This window comes from Lysinibacillus composti (assembly GCF_016908465.1).
Taxonomy (GTDB): Bacteria; Bacillota; Bacilli; order Bacillales_A; family Planococcaceae; genus Ureibacillus; species Ureibacillus composti_A.
Window position 1 is genome coordinate 1 of sequence record NZ_JAFBDY010000053.1, and the last position, 1,471, is coordinate 1,471.

1 protein-coding gene and 1 pseudogene are annotated in these 1,471 nt (G+C 35.4%); both read left to right on the top strand.

Translation table 11 applies throughout. The features are described 5' to 3' along the window. Positions 1-53: 53 nt before the first annotated feature. Entirely contained in the window at positions 54-614 is a 561-nt protein-coding gene (locus tag JOD29_RS20205) for a helix-turn-helix domain-containing protein (RefSeq protein WP_124767067.1), read from the top strand. After that, a pseudogene (locus JOD29_RS20210) lies at positions 575-1,441 on the top strand (IS3 family transposase); the annotation flags it as partial. The gene JOD29_RS20205 and the pseudogene JOD29_RS20210, both read left to right, overlap by 40 nt. Positions 1,442-1,471: the final 30 nt, after the last annotated feature.

Genomic DNA, 1,471 nt, shown 5'->3' on the forward strand with positions numbered 1-1,471 from the left:
GGTACTGCACCCCAAAAGTTAGAGTAAAAAACTAACTTTTGGGGTGATTTTTTATGACTAAATATAATGAAGAATTTAAATTGATGGTGGTTCAAAAATATTTAAGTGGCTCACTAGGATATAGAGCGATAGCGAAAAAATATGGTGTCGGTGCTACACCGTTAAGGAAATGGGTACGTGCTTATAAAGAGTTTGGATGTAGTGGCCTATCCGTTAAGAAAACGAAGCAGTTTTATTCTGTTCAATTTAAATTAGATGTATTAAGCTATATGAAACGAACAGGTGCTTCCCATCAAGATACTGCGATTCACTTTAACTTGAATGATCCAACTTTAGTTGCTAGTTGGTATCATCGGTTTTTAAAAGAAGGGATAGAGGGCCTGCAAAGCAAACCAAAGGGGCGCCCATCCATGTCTAAGAAACAAAAAACAACAGTGAATAACCAAGAAAAAACAATGTCACGTGAGGAGCAGCTAGAACGCGAAAATGAACTGCTTCGTTTAGAGGTAGCTTATTTAAAAAAGTTGAAGGCTTTTCGAGAGAATCCAGATGCCTTCCTCGAAAAGCACAAGCTGCCATCGCATTCGAACTTAAACAAGAAGGATTTCGATTAAAAGATATTTTAAAACAAGTGGATATTCCAGAAGCAACGTATCATTATCATATCAAACTGATGAGGCAAGAAGATCCAGATGTAGAGTGGAAAGCCTTAATTTTAGAGACTTTTGAACAACATAAAGGGCGATATGGCTACCGCCGAATTCATGCGGAATTAAGAGTGCAAGGACACATAATTAATCATAAAAAGGTACAACGAATTATGAAAAACCTAGGGTTGAAATGTGTAAAATTCATACGTAAATCACGCTATAAATCCTACAAAGGAACAGTTGGAAAAGTCGCTAAAAACCTTTTGAATCGTAGATTCAGAACACCATATTCCCTTCAAAAATTGGTGACTGATGTAACTGAATTTAAATGTACGGATGATGAAAAATTATATTTAAGTCCAATAATGGACTTATATAATGGTGAAATTATTGGGTTTAGTATGTCAAAACGGCCAAGCTTAGATTTTGTTTTAGATTCACTTAAACAAGTACTTCCAATCATTCAAAAGCGTGCTGAATATCGGACAACTATTCACTCAGATCAAGGATGGCATTATCAACATAATACATGGGTGAGAACATTAAGGCAGAACAGGATTTTTCAAAGCATGTCTCGTAAAGCAACATGCGCAGACAACGCGGCCATGGAGAACTTCTTTAGCTTATTAAAACAAGAAATGTATTATGGAGAACAATTAATCTCTTACGAAACATTACAAAAGAAAATAAAAGAGTATATCAATTATTATAATAATGTTCGTATAAAACAAAAATTGGCCGGCATGAGTCCAGTAAATTACCGAAAACATGCCAGCCAATTAGCTGCATAATAAAAACTCTAACTTTAAGGGGTCACTACC

Bases quoted from the DNA above. Each gene is read 5' to 3' on its own strand.
- JOD29_RS20205 (WP_124767067.1), top strand. From the start codon at position 54: ATGACTAAATATAATGAAGAATTTAAATTGATGGTGGTTCAAAAATAT.